Source organism: Kitasatospora sp. NPDC087271, assembly GCF_044744605.1.
GTDB lineage: Bacteria > Actinomycetota > Actinomycetes > Streptomycetales > Streptomycetaceae > Kitasatospora.
In genome coordinates this window covers 256,022-271,519 of the sequence record NZ_JBIUYQ010000007.1, presented here as the reverse complement: position 1 = coordinate 271,519, position 15,498 = coordinate 256,022, and the positions used below count along the sequence as shown (strand labels likewise).

General features: G+C 71.3%; 15 protein-coding genes. 8 read left to right on the top strand and 7 right to left on the bottom strand.

From position 1 onward, the window contains the following. Positions 1-20 precede the first annotated feature (20 nt). The 5 genes from ACIO9K_RS15150 (at position 21) to ACIO9K_RS15130 (ending at position 7,168) form a co-directional block, all read left to right on the top strand. A complete protein-coding gene (locus ACIO9K_RS15150) occupies positions 21-800 on the top strand; it encodes a hypothetical protein (protein WP_400329970.1) in 780 nt (259 codons plus the stop codon). Beyond that, entirely contained in the window at positions 791-1,543 is a 753-nt protein-coding gene (locus ACIO9K_RS15145; RefSeq protein ID WP_363618355.1) for a hypothetical protein, read from the top strand. Before ACIO9K_RS15150 ends, ACIO9K_RS15145 begins: the two co-directional genes overlap by 10 nt. Further along, complete coding sequence (locus ACIO9K_RS15140; RefSeq protein WP_363583201.1) at positions 1,540-1,836, top strand: DNA-binding protein; 297 nt, start codon at positions 1,540-1,542, stop codon at positions 1,834-1,836. Before ACIO9K_RS15145 ends, ACIO9K_RS15140 begins: the two co-directional genes overlap by 4 nt. Then, entirely contained in the window at positions 1,833-2,870 is a 1,038-nt protein-coding gene (locus ACIO9K_RS15135; protein WP_400329965.1) for a hypothetical protein, read from the top strand. The genes ACIO9K_RS15140 and ACIO9K_RS15135 overlap by 4 nt, the downstream gene beginning before the upstream one ends. Positions 2,871-2,944: 74 nt before the next feature. Beyond that, the gene (locus ACIO9K_RS15130) at positions 2,945-7,168 is read left to right on the top strand and encodes a hypothetical protein (protein ID WP_400329962.1); all 4,224 of its coding nucleotides are present in this window, start codon (positions 2,945-2,947) and stop codon (positions 7,166-7,168) included. Between the two features lie 70 nt (positions 7,169-7,238). Here the strand turns inward: ACIO9K_RS15130 and ACIO9K_RS15125 are convergent, their stop codons facing one another. From ACIO9K_RS15125 to ACIO9K_RS15115, 3 genes are all read right to left on the bottom strand, one after another. Further along, the gene (locus tag ACIO9K_RS15125) at positions 7,239-8,225 is read right to left on the bottom strand and encodes an aldo/keto reductase (protein ID WP_400329959.1); all 987 of its coding nucleotides are present in this window, start codon (positions 8,223-8,225) and stop codon (positions 7,239-7,241) included. Between the two features lie 147 nt (positions 8,226-8,372). Beyond that, complete coding sequence (locus ACIO9K_RS15120) at positions 8,373-9,194, bottom strand: ABC transporter permease (protein WP_350887249.1); 822 nt, start codon at positions 9,192-9,194, stop codon at positions 8,373-8,375. Next, positions 9,194-10,165: an ATP-binding cassette domain-containing protein gene (locus ACIO9K_RS15115; RefSeq protein WP_400329956.1), complete on the bottom strand. Its 972-nt coding sequence runs from the start codon at positions 10,163-10,165 to the stop codon at positions 9,194-9,196. The genes ACIO9K_RS15120 and ACIO9K_RS15115 overlap by 1 nt, the downstream gene beginning before the upstream one ends. A 100-nt stretch (positions 10,166-10,265) precedes the next feature. Between ACIO9K_RS15115 and ACIO9K_RS15110 the strand changes: the two genes are divergently transcribed. Beyond that, the gene (locus ACIO9K_RS15110) at positions 10,266-11,000 is read left to right on the top strand and encodes a TetR/AcrR family transcriptional regulator C-terminal domain-containing protein (RefSeq protein ID WP_363583190.1); all 735 of its coding nucleotides are present in this window, start codon (positions 10,266-10,268) and stop codon (positions 10,998-11,000) included. A gap of 21 nt (positions 11,001-11,021) precedes the next feature. Here ACIO9K_RS15110 and ACIO9K_RS15105 read toward each other — a convergent pair whose 3' ends face one another. The 4 genes from ACIO9K_RS15105 to ACIO9K_RS15090 form a co-directional block, all read right to left on the bottom strand. Further along, the gene (locus ACIO9K_RS15105) at positions 11,022-12,470 is read right to left on the bottom strand and encodes a pyridoxal-phosphate dependent enzyme (protein WP_400329953.1); all 1,449 of its coding nucleotides are present in this window, start codon (positions 12,468-12,470) and stop codon (positions 11,022-11,024) included. A 240-nt stretch (positions 12,471-12,710) separates the two neighbouring features. Continuing rightward, complete coding sequence (locus ACIO9K_RS15100) at positions 12,711-13,451, bottom strand: hypothetical protein (RefSeq protein WP_400329950.1); 741 nt, start codon at positions 13,449-13,451, stop codon at positions 12,711-12,713. Positions 13,452-13,469: 18 nt separating this feature from the next. Next, positions 13,470-13,661, bottom strand: a complete 192-nt coding sequence (locus ACIO9K_RS15095; protein WP_350887235.1) for a hypothetical protein — start codon at positions 13,659-13,661, stop codon at positions 13,470-13,472. Continuing rightward, positions 13,658-14,101, bottom strand: a complete 444-nt coding sequence (locus ACIO9K_RS15090; RefSeq protein ID WP_400329946.1) for an ATP-binding protein — start codon at positions 14,099-14,101, stop codon at positions 13,658-13,660. The genes ACIO9K_RS15095 and ACIO9K_RS15090 overlap by 4 nt, the downstream gene beginning before the upstream one ends. Positions 14,102-14,274: 173 nt before the next feature. Here ACIO9K_RS15090 and ACIO9K_RS15085 point away from each other — a divergent pair, with 173 nt between their 5' ends. Then, on the top strand, positions 14,275-15,135 hold the full coding sequence (locus ACIO9K_RS15085) for a helix-turn-helix domain-containing protein (RefSeq protein ID WP_400329943.1): 861 nt from the start codon (positions 14,275-14,277) through the stop codon (positions 15,133-15,135). After that, positions 15,132-15,365 carry a DUF397 domain-containing protein gene (locus ACIO9K_RS15080; RefSeq protein ID WP_400329940.1) on the top strand — a complete coding sequence of 78 codons (234 nt, stop codon included), beginning with the start codon at positions 15,132-15,134 and terminating at the stop codon, positions 15,363-15,365. Before ACIO9K_RS15085 ends, ACIO9K_RS15080 begins: the two co-directional genes overlap by 4 nt. The last annotated feature ends 133 nt before the right edge of the window (positions 15,366-15,498 follow it).

The window sequence follows — 15,498 nt, the reverse complement described above, 5'->3', positions numbered from 1 at the left end:
TTGCGTTCCTGGAGACCGCCATGCCCGAACCCCCGTCACTCCCCGGCATCGTCAGTCGGCCCCTGCCGCCGCTCTCCGGCCTGCTCTGCGTCGACCTGAAGGGCTTCACCAGTTTGCCCGGCGCCGTCCACGCACCGGTCAGTGCCTACCTTGAGGAGATCCTGGACGCCGCCCTCACCGCTGCCGGCCTCGACGACCTCCGGACCACAAAGCGGTTCCCCGTCAACTCCGGCGACGGGGTCACGTTCGGCTTCGATCCCACACTGCTGGGATTCGTCGTCCACCCCTTCCTCGACCGCCTCGACGAGAAGCTCGCCAAGCACAACGCCGATTCGGGCCACGTCCGACTGCGGATGCGGGTCAGCGTCCACTCCGGCCACGTGGCGCCCGAAGGCGTACCCGGCGAGGGGAACGGGCCTGCGAGGAACGAACTGCACCGACTGCTCGACTCCCAGGAGGTCAAGGCCGTCCTGGCCAAGGCCAGTGAGGAGACGACGCACCTGGTGGCGATCGTCTCCGACCGGGTGTACGAGGACGCGGTCGTGTCCCGGCACACCGGCCTGCACCCCGACCGGTTCCGCCGCATCCTGGCGACCGTCCCCGACAAGGAGTTCGCCCGTCGGGCGTGGCTGTACATCCCCACCCCCTCAGGCAACCTCCTCATCGCCCCCGACAGCGCCCCACACCAGCCGCCCAGGGAAGTCGGAAGGCTTTCCCGAGCGATCAACCGCTTTCACTCGGCGCTCAAGCCCTACATCGACCCGCACCGTTCGACTGGAGGAACCGGCCCATGGCTCTGATCACGTACAACAGTGTGCTCGACGTCATCCACCAGCGGGTGACCAGCGCCGCCCATTTGCGGCCGAACGCTCTCCAGGTCGAGGTCGGCGGAGCAACCCGCCTCCTCGAGCTGCCGCAGGCGCGCGCAGCCCTGTACGAGCAGCCGGTTGACGAGTCGCTGCGCCGCGAGATCTGGCGTCGTGCCGTCGCACTCGCTCAGCACGACTCGCTGGCCATGGCCATCGGCTCGACGGAGGTAGCCGGGTGGGTCGAGGCCGTGGTCTGGCTCGCCCTGCCTCGGCTTCAGCGGGTCGCCCGCCAGGCCTCGGCCCGGCTGGGCGCGGACCGGCGCGATGTCGAATCCGAGGTCATGCTCGCCCTGATCGAACGGCTGGCCGAGGTCTCCCCGGACGACCCCGACGTCGGCCCGCAGCTGCTCAAGGCTGCGGGCCGCCGGGGATGGGACTTCGCCCGCCGCTCGGCCTCGGGCGGACGGCCGGTCGAGGACATCGTCGCGGTGGCCGACGCCCGCACCTCGGAGTCGGCCGAGGACCTGTGGGATCTCGCGATCACCCCGCCGGACCGCCCGGACGGCCTGACCGCACCGCTGCGCCTCTCCTCCCGCTCGGCGATCGAGGGCGCGCGGCTCGGCGAACTCGCCGACCACCTCGGCCTGCGCGAGGTCGTCCAGCACGCCCATCGGCGCCGCCGGGGCCCGCGGCTCGGGACGCTCCCCCTCCGCCCGGCGGGGGCCGACCGATGACCACCCACGCCCAGGGGGCACTCACCTTCCCCGAGCTGTTCGGGCTCCCGCTGGCCGTCGACCTGCGGACCGCCGCGCGCGCGTTCGGCATCTGTCTGGGCACCGCTTACAACCTCGTTCACCGCGGAGTCTTCCCCTGCCCGGTGGTCCGCGCCGGGCACCGCTACCGGGTGCCCACCGTCGGACTGCTCAGCGCCCTCGGCATCGATGAACTCCCCATCTATGAGGATGACTTGTCCCACCTGACAATTGCGCCACCGCTCCCGGGGCTCAGCTGGAAGGACCTCGCATGATCGCTGCGGCCACGGTACCCAAGCCCAGTGTCCCGGAGCCTTCCCAGGGCCACCTGACCTGTGTCGTGATCGGTCCCGCCGGGGACCGCAACGCGTACGACGCCGGCCTGGAGGTCTACCAGCGGATCGTCCGCCCCGCCTGTACCGCCCTCGGTCTCCGGCCACTCCGCTCGGACCCTGCCCAGCCGGACGAGCTGCGCTACCGGCAGGTACTCGGGGCCGACATCGTCATCGCCGACGTGACCGACGGCAGGCCGTCCGTCATGTACGAGCTCGGTCTGCGCCACACCACCGGGCGGCCCACCCTCCAGATCGGTGAACGCAATCGGCAACCGCCCGGCCTTCCACGCACTGGCAGGGTCGTGTTCGAGCGATCCGAGACCGGTCTCGCACACGCCCGCCGGGATCTCCAGGGCGCACTGGCCCGAGCCCTCCGGGACGGCTTCACGCCGTTCCTCCCCGTGCGGATCCTGCTCGGCCTCCGTTCCCGGCAGGAGCCGACGCCGACCGCCGTCACCACCCCGACCGACCTCTTCGCCACGTTCCAGACGACCATGCCCCCACTGACCGAGGGCCTCAAGGCGGTCACCGGGCTGGTGAACGACATCGCCGCGCTCGCCGAGGAGCTCGTGCCGGACCTGGCCACCGCACCGGACGGCACGGCAGCCGAACGCCTCAGCACCGCGATCGCCCGCCCCGCCGTGGAACTCAGGTCCTGCGCTGCGGAGTTCGCCGCGCTGATTCCCGACATCGATGCCGCCGTACACACCGCGCTCAGCAGACTCGACCACCACCCGCAGACCCGCGACAACATCCAGAACCGTGACGTCGCACGCCAGCTCACCGACATGTCCCGGTTCGCCCGCGAGGCTCTCGAAACCCTCCGGCTCCTCCGCATCACCCTGGACTGGCTCACCACCACCGCTCCCACTCTCCACGGGCCGGGCCGAGACATCGCCGCCGCGCTCGACCTCGTCACCGATGCGATGGCCCAGGTCGAGACCTGGGACCGCATCGCCCGTTCTCTGGCGTGACCTGAGGCGCGGGGGCCGTCGGTTCCCCGCGCCGTCCCCCTCCACAGGCCAAGCTCCGCGGAAAGGACTGCGAATTGCCTCTCGGAGTAGATCTCACCCGGCTCCGTAGCGACCTCGGGGCCGCACCGGCCCAGGTGTTCGAGAAGCTCTGCGTCCATCTCTTCCCCGCGATCCTCGAACGCGACTTCGCCCCCGCCATCGCCGGGACGCTGCTGGCTCTCCGGCCCCCGGACGGCGGACTGGAGGCCTGCGCGCGGCTCGCGGACGGTCGGATGGTCGGGATCCAGGCGAAGTACCACGGAAAACTGAGCTCCGCACTCGGTGCCGTGGACGAGTCCGTCAAATCGGCCCTCACCCACCACCCTGACCTCACCGACCTCCTGGTCTTCCTCCCGCAGGACCTCACCGCCGGGGGAGGCGCCGCACCTGGCACGAAGCAGTGGCGGGCGGCGGCCGAGCGGTGGGCGGCGCAGGTCGACCGTGCGCGCCCCGGTGCGCCCATGCGGTTCCTCGCCTACACCAGAAGCGATATCGAGCGCGCCCTCGTATCGCTCGCCGAGGAGGCCATTCCGGCGTACTTCGACCCCGCCTACCTGCGGCTGTCCGACCTTCACCGGCACGCCGTGGCCGCCGCCCGCACCGTTCGCCGCCATCGGGGGCGGGTCGACATCCAGCCTCCGCCGCTCGCCACCTTCCTGTCCGACGCCCTCGCCGAGCTCGACGACCCTTCGGCACTCGCGAACCGGCTTGCCGAGACCGCATCCGTCCTTCGGGTATGGGACGGCTGGCGCCCGGCGCTCGACGACCTGCCCGCACCGTCCGCCGGTCCGGCAGCGCAGGCCGGCCGGAGATGGACCCGTTCCGACAGCGACCGCGCCCTCTGCGCCGAACAGCTGGACGCGACCGCGAACCTGCTCAACACGGAGAGCCGAACCGACCCGCAGTCCGTTCGCAGACAGATCGACCAGGTGCTCCGACTCTGCGGCCGGGTGACCGGGAGCATCACCGCCATGTACGACGAGCTGCTGGCCGCCGTGTGCGCCGCCAAGCCGTTCGACTCGCTCCCGTACGTGCAACGCGATTCCGCGGGCCGTCTGCTCGCCGCGCTCGACGACCTCCAGACCTGCGGGCACCGGCTCCGGACCGTATGCGACGACCCCGCCCTCGCGGCCCGACAGACCGGCGCCCTCCTCGTCGGAGGCGGTTGGGGAACCGGCAAGTCCTACGGGCTGGGCGGCTGGGTCCAGGAACGCATCACGGACGGCGCGCCCACGGCCTTCGTCTGTGGACACGAGTTCGGTCCGGACGAGGCTTTCGAGGCCCAACTCCCCCTTCGGGTCTCACCCGGCACCCGGGCCCACGGCCTGCGCGACCTGCTCGCGGCCCTCCAACAACAGGCCCTGCTGACCGGCCGTCGCGCCGTGCTCGCAATCGACGCGTTGAACGAGGCCCGCTGCCTGCACGGGGACGTCCGGACGGCGTTCGCCTCCCTGGCCGAACTGGTGCGGTGCTACCCACTGGTGACTCTGGTCGGCACCGTCCGGATGGACACCCGACCGGCCGGCCCCGTGGGCACCTCGGAGGCGGCCGGCACCCTGGTCCATGGCTTCCTCTGGAATCCCGGGATCTCCCGCCCAGGCCAGGCCTGGCGGGTGTACCAGGACATGTACGGGCTCCCGGAACTGCTGCTCCCGCCAGACGTCTCCGAACTGCGCCGACCGCTGATGCTCGCCGTGCTGGCCTGGTGTCTGCACCGCTCCCCTCAGCCGGCCCCCGGGCCGATCGTCACACCGACCGTCGGCGACCTCTTCCAGTCCTGGCTGCTCATCCTCGACGGCGACTACGCCGCACACCTGGACGAGGCGCACGCGCTCCGCGCCGGTCCGTCGCCGGCCCCGCCGCCCCTGGTCACCCTCGCCTGCGAGGTCCTGTCCGAACGGGTCGGCGAGGAGGGCACCCTCGAATACCGCGCCGCCTGCCAAGCCCTGTCAGACACACCCGGATTGAGCGATCCGGCCGTGCTCCTGCGCTGGCTGGAGAACGCGGGCGTACTGGCCCTGGATCCGAACACCCGGCGCGTCCGCTTCGCGATCCAGCGGTTCGCCGAACACGTCCGAGCCGTGAACCTGCTTCGTGGCCGACGTCCCTCCAGGGCCGTCGCCCGGATCGTTCACGCGGTGCACCGGGCGCGCGACGGCGATCCGGAGTCCGGCCAACGTGCCGACCATCAGAGGATGCTGGAGGCGCTGGCGGGTGCGGCACCGCATGTCGTCGAGGGCGCCGAGCTGTCGGACCTGGTGCCCCGTCGACATCGGTCCCTCGTCGCGGGCGCGGTTCTGGAGTCACTGGAGGGCCGGGACCCGAAGCGGGCCGGCCGCTCATCCCGGGCCTTCCTGATCCGGCAGCTCCGCGACCCCGGGCCCGCCCCGAGTGCGCTGTACTCCATCCTGGTGAACGCGACCTGCCACAAGCACCCGCTGGGCGTGGAGTTCCTGCAGGATCAGCTGACCGCCTGGCGCCGTAGCCGGTTTGAGCGCCGATTCGCGGGGCCCATCGTCGACCTCCTCGCCGATCCGAACGGAATCGCCCTTCTCCGCAGGCTCGTCCACTGGGCCGAATCCATCGGCCCTCGGGGCGACGCAGTGGTCGAAGAGGTCACCTCGCTGCTGCTCTGGCTCTCCGGCGTCGGCCACCACAGCTTCCGCGACGCCTGCATTCGCACGGCGGCGGACCTCTGGGTGAACCGGCCGGAACTGATCGGCCGACAGCTCACCCGATCGGGCCACCACCGGGACGAACTCGTGGCGGAGGCGACTTGGCTCGCCGCATACGGGGCCCTCGCCCGCAGCTCGCCCACGGGCTCGGACCACCGGATCACGGATCCGATCACAGCTGCGATCACGCGTGCGATCGCTCGGCCGCACCTGCGCATCCACGACGCGGTCCTCTCCGTCCGGGGGGTGCTCCGCCCGGACGCCATCGCAGACAGCACCTTCCCCGCCGTCCCTCTGCGCCGCCCGCGTGTAGCGGTCCTCCCCTTCGGAAGCCGAATCATCGCGCGGGCGGCCTCGACGCTCTCCTGGTGTCCGTTCGAGGAAGAAAGCCCGAGGCCCCGTCAGTCCTGGCTGGCCTCTCGGGCGTGGTTCCTCACCCTCGGACTGCCCAGCCGACTTCTCCACAGAACCGACGCCGGGGAGTTCGACACCTCCAGCCCCGCCGTGGCCAAGGCCCTCCAGCGTGCTCAACAGGAGTGGTTCGCCGAACAGGCCACCCGTGTCCTGCAGACGGCGTCCCCGCCGGATCCGGAAGAACAGGAGGAGGCCCGATACTGTCGGCGCGCCGTCGATCCGACCCTTGGCGCAGGGTGGAGGACCCAGCTCAACACCTCTGCACGATCAGGGAACTGGTGGACACCGCCGTTCTCGGCCGCCGAGGCGGTGGCCTCGACGGTCGGACCTCCGGCATCTCTGGCAGAGGTGCTCATCCGATCCGATCCCAACGGCGCACCATGGCTGCTGCTCAACGGTCTCCACCACCTGCGCAGCGACGAGGACCAGCCGAAGGAGGACCTGCCACGCCTGCATCTACCGCCACACATCATCCGCCCCACCGACTCCTGGCGGCGTGCCTCGCCCGCGCACCGGATCCCCCGGATCCCTCCCGTGCTGCGGGTCGAGTCACACCTGGTGCCACGGAGCGCACTCAGCGGGGCGTTGACGCAGGGCGACGGCGTGCCGAGGCGGCTGCGGCCTCTGGAGAACTGGCCGGGCCAGAGCTTCCTGGCGGAGTACTACACCCGACCCGAGTTCGGCGTGCCGCGCGTCGACTGGTCCGTCCCACTGCCGACCGTCGTCAATCACCCGGGGAGCCACGCCGGACCGCCGGCGTACGGGCGCTTCGCCGACCCGGTCTCCCAGCCCGTCCCAAGCCGCCGGCTCACGGAGGCGCTCAGGGGTCACTGGACCGGCCACCATCTGGACTTCACCGACCCGTCCACCGGTGACCTCCTACTGACCGATCCCGGGTTCGCCGGCGGAGGGCCCAACGCCATCCTCCTCGCAGGATCCGCCGTCGACCGCCTGCCCGGGGACGACAACGTGCTGCTCTGGGCCGTGACGCTGGTCGACCCAGGTGAGGCGCGGGCAGCGAGCTGGTCGTCGTACTGCGTCCTCGACTCGGGTTCGGTCCACACACTGCCGTGCCCCGGGCCATCGACTAACCGGAGGGTACCGGCGACGAGATGGCCGCAGCTGGGCCTGACCGACTGGCCCGACGCCTCCTCGAACGGCGCCGGTTGACCTCGCCGATGTCCTGCCCCGCTGTCCTGCCCCGGTCGTACCGCCGGGGCAGGACAGCGCCCGTGCGCGGCTACCAGGCGTAGTCCTCCGGGGCCGGCTGGTGGCCGGGGAAGAGTTCGTCGAGACGGTCGAGGGTCTTCTGGTCGAGCTTCAGGTCGAGGGCGGCGACGGCGGCGTCGAGGTGGGCGGGGGTGCGGGGGCCGATGATGGGGGCGGTGACGGCGGGGCGGGTGAGGAGCCAGGCGAGGGCGAGGTCGGCGGGCTCGGTGCCGAGGTCGGCGGCGAGGTCCTCGTAGGCCTGGAGGCGGTCGCGGTGGGTGGCGAGGAGTGCGTCGGCCTGGGGCAGGGCGCCGCGGACGCGGGTGCCTTCGCGTTCCTTGCGGAGGATGCCGCCGAGGAGGCCGCCGCGCAGCGGGGACCAGGGCAGCAGGCCGAGGCCGTAGTGCTGGAGGGCGGGGATGACCTCCAGTTCGATGGTGCGGTCGAGGAGGTTGTAGAGCGACTGTTCGCTCACCAGGCCGAGGAAGTGCCGGGAGCGGGCGGCCTCCTGGGCCTGGGCGAGGTGCCAGCCGGCGAAGTTGCTGGAGCCGACGTAGATGATCTTGCCCTGGGCGACCAGGACCTCCATCGCCTGCCAGATCTCCTCCCAGGGCGTGTCCCGGTCGATGTGGTGCATCTGGTAGAGGTCGATGTGGTCGGTGTTCAGGCGCCGCAGGCTGGCCTCGACGGCGCGGCGGATGGCGAGGGCGGAGAGCTTGCCCTCGTTGGGCCAGTCGCCCATCGCCCCGTACACCTTGGTGGCGAGGACGGTGCGTTCGCGGCGGCCGCCGCCCTGGGCGAACCAGCGGCCGATGATCTCCTCGGTCCGGCCCCTGAGGTTGCCCTCGCTGTCGCGGCCGTAGGCGTTGGCGGTGTCGAAGAAGTTGATGCCCCGCTCGTGGGCGGTGTCCATGATGCGGTGGGCCTCGGACTCCTCGGTGTGGGGGCCGAAGTTCATGGTGCCCAGGCAGAGTCGGGAGACGGTCAGGCCGGTGCGGCCGAGGTGGGTGTACTCCATGGCGCCCACCTTCGGCCGTACCGGCGTCGGTGTCCAGCACATTCCGTCAGACGAAACAGGCGAACGAACGGACGGACCGACAGACTGACGGACTGACGGACTGACAGACGGACGGACGGACGGACGAACGAACAGCCGACCGCCCGCTCAGCGTCCGTGCGTGGCGAACTTCCGTACGGCGAGCGGCACGCAGAGCGCGAGCAGCAGTCCGCTCCAGAGCAGCGCGACGAGGACGGCGTGCTGCATGGGCCAGGCGTCGCCGGCCGCCGAGGGGTTGCCGAAGAGTTCGCGGCAGGCCTGGACGACGGCGCTGACCGGGTTCCAGTCGGCGACGACCCGCAGCCACCCGGGCATGCCGCCGGTGGGGACGTAGGCGTTGGTGACCATCGCGATCGGGAAGACCGCGACGGAGAGTTGCCCGGCGGCGTCCTCCTTGCCGATGGCCAGGCCGAGGCAGGTGCCGACCCAGGTCATCACGAAGCGGAAGAGCAGCAGCAGGGCGAACGCGCCCGCCGCGTCCCCGGCGCCCTCGCGCACGCGCCAGCCGGCGGCGAGGCCGACGAGCGCGAGGAGGGTCAGGACGACGACGCTGACCAGCAGGTCGGCGAGGGTCTGCCCGAGCAGCAGTCCGGTGCGGGAGACGGGCATGGAGCGCAGCCGGTCGGTGATGCCGCGGCCGACGTCGCGGGCGGCGCCGACCATGGTCACCATGACGCCGTTGGTGGCGACCATGGCGAACAGGCCGGGCATCAGGAACTCGCGGTAGTCGCCGCCGCCCGGGATCCGCATGGCGCTGCCGAAGACGTACCCGAAGACCACCACCATGATCACGGGGACGCCCAGCGAGGCGGCCAACAGGCCGGGCGAGTGGCGGTAGTTGAGGAGGATGCGGAGCATCGACGTCCAGGTGTCGACGGCCAGCCGGGCGGGGCGGGACGGCATCGGCGCGGGGGCGTACACGGCGGCCATCAGGCGGCCCTCCTCAGGGTTTCGGCGGATTCGCGGGTGAGCGCGAGGAACACGTCGTCCAGCGAGGGGGCCCGTACGGCGGCGTCCTCGGCGGTGATCCCGACGGTGTCCAACTCCCGTACCAGCGAGGGCAGCAGGACGGACACGCCGGGCTGGGTCAGCACCGTCACGGTCCGTTCGGCCGCGTCCACGTGCGCGTCGCCGCCCGAGAGGGTGGACAGCACCACGGCGGCGGCGGCGAGTTGGGCCGGGTCGGCGAGGGTGACGGACAGCTGACTGCCGATCGCGGCCTTGAGCCGGGCCGGTGGGCCGGTGGCGATGGCGGCGCCGTGATCGACGACGACGATGTCGTCGGCGAGCCGGTCGGCCTCCTCCAGGTACTGGGTGGTGAGCAGCACGGTGGTGCCCCCGTCGGCCAACTCCTTGACGGTGTCCCAGATTTCCTGACGGCTGCGCGGGTCGAGCCCGGTGGTCGGCTCGTCGAGGAAGAGCACCGGGGGGCTGGTGACCAGGCTGGCGATGAGGTCGAGGCGTCGGCGCATGCCGCCGGAGTAGGTGCGGACGAGCCGGTCGCCGGCCTCGGTGAGGTCGAAGCGTTCGAGCAGTTCGTCGGCGCGGGCACGGGCGCGGCGGGCGCCGAGGCGGTGCAGCCGGCCGAACAGGTGGAGGTTGTCGCGCCCGGTGATGCCCTCGTCGACGGCGGCGTACTGCCCGGCGAGGCCGATGGCCCGGCGGACGTCCTCGGCGGCGCTGACGACGTCGTGGCCGGCGACGCTGACGGTGCCCCGGTCGGGGGCGACGAGGGTGGCGAGGACGCGGACGGCGGTGGTCTTGCCGGCGCCGTTGGGGCCGAGCAACCCGCAGACGGTGCCGGCGGGAACGGCGAGGTCGAGGCCGCGGAGGGCCTCGGTGGTCCCGAATCGCTTCTCCACGCCTGCCATCTCGATGGCGGGTCGGGCGGTGTCGGACATGGCTCTGCCCCTTCTCTAGGTACAGCATACGTAGAAGCGTGGGTCAGATGCTACTACGTACGTCGTACGTATCTAAGATGGGGGGCGAGGTGATCACCCAGTGCCGTCCAACGAACCCCCCAGCACCAGCGAGCGCCCGGCCGCCCCCGAGGCGCCCGAACTGATCTGGCTGCGCCCCGAACGCACCGGCCGCGGACCGAAACCGGCCCACAGCCGGACGTCCATCGCCGCCGCGGCCGTCGAGATCGCCGACGCGGAGGGCCTGGACGCCGCCTCCATGCGCCGGGTCGCGGCCGCCCTCGGGGCGGGCACCATGTCGCTCTACAACTACGTGCCGAAGAAGGAGCACCTGCTCGACCTCATGCTCGACGCCGTCACCGCCGAGTACGAGCTGCCGGCCGCGCCGAGCGGCGACGTCCGCGCCGACCTGGCGGCGCTCGCCCGCCAGCAACTCGCCATCTTCCGCCGCCACCCCTGGCTGCCGGCCCTGGTGCTCGCCCGCCCGGGCATCGGCCCCAACGCCCTGCGCTACACCGACCACTTCCTCGCCGTCACCGCCTCCACCGGCCTGGACGGCGGCGCCCGGATGGAGGCCATGGCCCTGTTCAACGGCTTCGTCTGCCAGTACGCCCAGTACGAGCAGACGGCGGCCTCAGGCGCCAAGTGGCAGGCGGAGCTGGTCGGTTACCTCACCCGGGCCGCCATGAGCGGCGAATACCCGCACCTGGCCCAGGCGTTCGCGGCGTCCGGACCGCCCTCCGATCCGGACGCCGCCTTCGACCGCTCGCTGGACCGGGTGATCACGGCCATCCTGGCCCCGCCGACGCCCCGCTGAGCCCGCCGAACGGCCCCGCCCTCAGGCCCCGCCCCCAAGCCGCGCCCGCGACAGCACCGCCACCGCCCGCCCGTCGACCAGCACCAACACGGCCTCGTGCGCGCCCCCCAGCGCCGCCCGCGCCTCGGCCGGCGACTGCCCGACGCCCACCGCCGGCAGCGCCGGCCCGAGCAGTGCGCCCAACGGACCACCCGGCGAATCACCCGGCGAATCACCCGACGGACCACCCAACGGATCGCCCGGCTTGGCACTGCCGTCCGCGAGCGCCGCCGCCAGCACCGCCCGCGACACCGAGCCGACCACCTCCGTCGCGCTCACCCCGTACGGCCTCGCCGCCCGCGCCAGCACCACCGGCGCCACCCCGCCGGGCACGGCACGCAGCGCCTCCAGTGCCTCGCCGACCGTCGCGCCGGCGTCGACCGCGACCAGCGGGCCGGCCCCGGCGAGCAGCGACCGAAGGCTGTTCGCCGCCTCCGACCCCGATTCCGCCTCCAGGAAGCCCCACTGCCGCATCCAGTCGTCGCTGTGCACCTTGGACAGGTACGAGCGCCCGGAGTCCGGCAGCAGCACCACCACCAGGTCGTCCGGCCCGAGCCGCCGCGCGACCCGCAGCGCCGCCGCCACCGCCGTGCCCGAGGAAGGACCGGCCAGGATGCCCTCCTCGCGGGCGAGCCGACGGGCCGTCAGCAGCGACTCGCGGTCCGGGATGCGCTCGAAGGCGTCCACCACCTCCGACCGGTAGGCCTGCGGCCAGCGGTCCTCGACGGTGCCGGGGTGGAGGAAGTGCCCGATGCTCTCGACGAACCACGGGCTGCCGTCCCCGCCCCCGTACATCGAGGACTCCGGGTCCGCGCCGACCACGGTCACGGAGCCGCCGGACACCTGCTGGAGGTACCCGCCGGTGCCGGTGACGGTCCCGCCGGTGCCGACGCCCGCGACGAAGTGGGTCACCCGGCCGCCGGTCTGCTCCCAGATCTCGGGACCGGTGGTGCGCACATGGGCGTCAGGATTGGCCAGGTTGTCGTACTGGTTGGCGAGCCAGGCGCCGGGGATCTCCTCCACCAGCCGCTGCACGACGTTGAACAGGTGCGCCGGGTCCTCGGCGGGCACGGCCGTCGGGGCGAGCACCACCTCGGCGCCGTACGCCCGCAGGATGTCGGACTTCTCGGGCGCCGACTTGTCGGACACCCCGGCGATCACCCGGTAGCCGCGCTGCCGCCCGACGATGGCCAGCCCGATGCCGGTGTTGCCGGAGGTCGCCTCGACGATCGTCCCGCCCGGCCGCAGCAGGCCGTCCCGCTCGGCGGCCAGCACCATGGACAGCGCGGCGCGGTCCTTGACGCTGCCTCCGATGTTGAGGAACTCGGCCTTGGCGTAGATCGGCGCGGGCAGCCCGGCGCCGAGCCGGGCGAGGCGGAACAGCGGTGTCCCGCCGATCGCGTCGAGTACGGATTCGTGCACTGCGGCCATCACGGCCTCCTTCGATCGGTGTCCGCCCGAGCCTGCCCGAACGCGCGGTCAGATAGTCGCTGGCAGCCCCGGATCGTCGAGGCCGGGCACGCGAGGGTTCTCGACCGTAAAGGGGCGCGAACAAAGGCGCGTGGTACCTCTTGCGCGCCCCTCGGATTTGCCGCGCTCCAAAGTGCGCAACGGTGCGGCCCGCGCCCGCCCCACCGATCGGGGTGTGTGCGGAGAGTGATCGGCGCGCGATCAGATCAGCGGGTCGAAGAGGTCGCGCCCCCAGTGGCCGAGCCAGGACGCGGTGGTGGACCACCGGCCCTGACCTTCCACACCTTCCGTGGACTCGTCGTACGGCAGCACGGCGGTCGGGGCGAGCCAGCCCTCCCCCGGGTCGATGCGGACCCGCAGCAGCTTGAGCGGCTTGCGCAGGGCGACGAACATCCGCAGGTCGTCGGTGTGGGGGCAGTGGGTCTCGTAACGGTCGTGGACGGTACGGCAGATGGACTTGATGTCGGTGTCCGCGAGCAGGAGGTAGCGGCTGCCGGGGCCGAGGTTGACGCAGAGGCGGCGGCGGGCGGTGTCGCGGTCCGGGTACGGCAGGTTCTGGTGGTTGTCGACATGCAGGCCGAGGCACAGGCCGTTCTCGGGCAACCGGTGGGTGACCAGTTCGCCGGGCGGGTCGTCGGCCTCGTCCAGGGCGACGTGCAGCGGATCGCCGAGGAGGCCGACGAGCGCGGCGACGGTGTGGACGTCGGTGACGGTCCCGGGGAGGCGGAAGAACTCGACCAGGCCGCTGTCCTTGGTGAAGGAGCCCGGCGTGTAGCGCTCGGGGTGGTCCTCGGGGAGCGGGGACCAGTCGCCGGCGGGGACGACGGCTCCGTTCTCGTAGTCGGGCTCGCCGTGGACTCTGCGGACGTTGCCGATGTCGCAGCGGGCGCGGAGGGCCGCCGGGTCGCGGAAGGCGATGGCGGCGGGGTGCATGGTCGTCATGGGGTGAGCGGCCTCGGTTCAGTCGTTGTCGTCGTCGGAGTTGTCGCTGTGGCGGTTGATGCCGGTCATCAGGGCGGCGGCCAGGGTGGTCCACCAGACGACGTCGGCGGTGGCCGGCTCGCGCGGCGGAACGAGGTCCGAGGCGAAGCAGGCGAGGGCGAGGCTGGCGGCGGTGATCGCAGCCGTGGTGGCGAGCTTGATGACGCTCAACTTTCGGGCGAGGGAACGTTGCTGTTCGCGGTACGGAGGACGCGCGCCCAGACGCGCTTGCCCGTGCCGCACCGCGCGATCACCCCGAAGTCGACGGCGAGCCGGCGGGCGAGTTCGATCCCACGGCCGCACTCGTTGAAACGGCCCGGACGCCGCTCCAGGAGCGGGAGGTCGCTGCGGGGGTCCCAGACTTCGAGGCGGCAGTCGCCGTCGAACTCCTGGAGGTAGAGCCGGACTTCGCCGTCGCCGTGACAGGCGTGGACGACGGCGTTGGTCACGAACTCGGAGGCGATGAGGACGAGGTCGTCGACCGGGCCACCGGCCCAGCCCCAGGAGGTGAGCTGGTCACGGACCAGGCGGCGGGCGGTACGGACCGAGGTCTCGTGCTCGGTGAGGGTGGTCTCCCAGGTTCGGAGGACCGGGTTACGCAAGGTGGACATGAGTCACCCCACACCTTCAGTGGCGTGTTCGTGCGGTCACAGTGAGTGTGGGGCCTCGAAATTCGAAAACGCAACCTCAATGCCAAATAAATTAATTGATCATGGTTTGGGCTTGAGCCCAGGCCTACGAACTGGCGAGACTGGACCCCACACATCGCAGGGAGGGGCGCCACTTGAGCAAGGACCTATCGGCCATCAGGCAGATCCGCCTTGGCGACGAACTGCGCGCCTGGCGGCTGGAGAACAACAGAACGCTCACCGACATGACGGCCGGCCTCAAGGGGTGGAGTCCCGGTCGGCTCAGCAGAATCGAACGAGCCCTACAGCCAATCAGTGCGGCCGACCTGGCCACGCTGCTTGACCACGCCGGGGTTACTGGTCAGGAGCGGGAGGATCTCGAAGCGTTCCTCGGTTCCGGACCTCCGAAGCAGTGGTGGCGCGACCTTGACTACTCCGAGACGATCACGCCGGCGTTCGCCGAGTACATCGCCCTCGAAGCCGACGCTTCACGCATGCTGAACTACTTTCCCTCAGCGTTCCCTGGCTTGGTCCAGACAATGGACTACGCCAAGGAGATGATCGCCGCTGGAGTTGACGCTCCGAACGAGGAGCTGATCGAGGCCGGAGCCGAGGTCCGCGTGCTCCGCCAACGGCGCCTGACCGATGAGCCGACTCTCGACTACGACGCCTACTTCGGCGAAGTCGCACTGCTCGTTGCTGGAGACCCAGAAGTGCTGATCGGCCAGATCAAGCACGCCATCAAGGTAGCCAAATACCCGAACGTCTCACTGCGCATGGTGCCGTTGAGCGCAGGACGACCCGGAATCCTGGCGTCAGGCGTCACGGTCATGCGATTCCCGGACGATCCCGACAACGGCTTCGTCTTCGTTGAAGCCGTCGGCGGTATGCTCCCGCGTAGAGCGGGACGCGAAGTGCGCCGAGCCGAAAGGGCGTTTGCCCGAGTCAAGCGGTGCTCGCTGTCTCCGGAAGACACCATCGCCGCCCTTGAACGCAAGTTGGAAGAGTTGACGTGAGCAACAGGCACGACCCCTACGATCACAACCCCGCCGACGCCGACTGGACCAAGTCCCCCTTCTCCGCAGAAGGCAACGGCGACTGCGTGATCATCGCGCGCTTCGACAACGGTGACGTCTGGCTCGGCGACGACAAGAACCCCGGCCACCCCCACCTCGCCTTCGACCAGGCCGAATGGACCGCCTTCGTCCAGGCCATCGAAGCCCGCGACCCCCGCTTCACCGCCTGACCACCCACCGCCCCGCACCACCCTGCGCCGCTCACCGCATGCCCTGCGGTGAGCGGCGTCGGCATTACCGCTCATCTGATCGACCGTCAACCAGTTCGTCCGAACCGCCCCACACGCACAGCTCCCGCCATTA